General features: G+C 57.8%; 1 protein-coding gene. It reads left to right on the forward strand.

Translation table 11 applies throughout. The annotated features are described in order from the left end of the window. Positions 1-670: 670 nt before the first annotated feature. A partial coding sequence (locus H5U08_RS17240; protein WP_297035919.1) for a zinc-binding alcohol dehydrogenase occupies positions 671-1923 on the forward strand: 1253 nt, incomplete at its 3' end.

Raw genomic sequence — 1923 nt, forward strand, 5'->3', positions numbered from 1 at the left:
GAATCTTTCTGGCGTATCGGGGTATCTGTGCCGCACACGGGCTTGCGGTCTCGCGGGAGTTAGCTACTATGTGCGGCGAACCGAGTAACTTACAACACTATGCGGTTGTTTTTCGTGCATTCGACTCACTACTGTTCGCGACGGCAGCTGTTCTCAGACGATCGCACTGGCTATACCAGCCACTAACTGCGTATCGTAGGCATGGCACAAATACAAGTACATTTGAGAAACAAAGTAATGTCGAAATAGCGAAGCTCGACGCGGGAGATAGATATTTGAATCGAGTTAGACAGGTGGAGTTGGCCATGCAACACCTTGATGAAAAAGGAATAGAAATCGATTCTAGCTACCGCCGTCGAATCACAGAAATGCTGGCCCACTACAAGAGAGCTACTGTTGTGAGGAACGGGGGCCTTCGGGGAATCGGAATGCTGTTGTATCTTATCTGTTCGGGAAGCTACGCACGCAATGCCAAACCGTCGGGCAATTTAATTGGAGATGTGCTTTGTTGTATCAGTAACACAGTCAATAGACTAAAGTAGTGTTCCAGTGCGAACATTTGGTCCGTAGCGGACTGTTGTCGGTTGTTTCCCGGGTTTGGAATACTGCCATTGGTGTAATGTACCACCTCCTCCAAAACGTGCGTAATGGTCGGTTAGAACTGGCTGATGTGCCACTGCCGCAGGTTGGCGATAATCGGCTGCTTGTCCGCACCCAGGCCTCGCTCATCTCCGCCGGAACCGAACGCATGGTGGCTCAGCTTGCCCGCAAAGGATTGCTCGGCAAAGCCCGGGCCAGGCCTGATCTCGTCAAAAAAGTCCTCACCAAACTCCAGCGCGATGGCCTCTGGGCCACCCTCCGTAGTGTCCAGCAGCAGCTCGACCGGTGGATGCCGCTCGGCTATAGCTGCGCGGGTGAAATCGTCGCCGCGGGACCTGCTGTGCGGCAGTTCCGCGTTGGTCAGCGGGTGGCGTGTGCTGGGGCCGGAATAGCCAATCACGCCGAATACAACGCCGTCCCCGAGCTTTTGGCCGCCTCGATTCCGGACGGCGTCTCCTGGGAAGACGCAGCCTACGCCACACTCGGGGCTATCGCCCTGCAGGGGATTCGCAACGCCGATGTGCGCGTCGGCGAATATGTGGTCGTCATCGGCCTGGGGCTTTTGGGCCAGCTTGCCGTGCAAATTCTGAAGGCTGCCGGGTGCCAGGTGGCTGGCCTCGATCCGGTCCCCGCCCGACGCGAGCTCGCACTCACCGGGGGAGCCGCTCTGGCTCTGCCGCCTGACTCGGCTTGCCTGCCGGCCGTCCGCAGTTGGACACACGGTCTGGGTGCCGACGCCATCATCATCACGGCGGCTACCGCCAGCAATGCCCCGGTGGAACTGGCCGCCGAACTCGCCCGGGACCGTGCCCGGGTCATCATGGTCGGCGTGACGGGGATGAATATCCCGCGAAAGCCCTATTATGAAAAAGAACTGACGTTTATTGTTTCTCGCTCTTACGGACCAGGCCGTTATGATCCCGACTATGAAGAACATGGGCACGACTATCCGCCGGGATATATTCGCTGGACCGAGCAGAGAAACTTGCAGGCGTTTTTAGAATTAGTCGCGGCCGGTTCCGTTCGGCCGAGTATCCTCACCACGCATCGTTTCCCCATAGATCGGGCAATCGAGGCCTTTGAGCTCATGCTCCACGGGGGGGAGCCGTACCTGGGAATCGTCCTCACGTATCCCTCCCGTGAAACACCGCCCGCCCGCCGGGTCGAATTGCCGCTACGTCGCCCCATTCACACGGAAACACTGGGGGTCTCCTTTATTGGTGCGGGTAATTTCAGCCAAGCCGTTTTACTGCCCATTTTGAAGAGATTGCCGCAGGTGCGGTTTCGCGGGATCGTCACTGCGTCGGGGGTTACGGCCCAAAC

This window comes from Thermogutta sp., assembly GCF_014359955.1.
In the GTDB taxonomy this organism is placed as follows: domain Bacteria; phylum Planctomycetota; class Planctomycetia; order Pirellulales; family Thermoguttaceae; genus Thermogutta.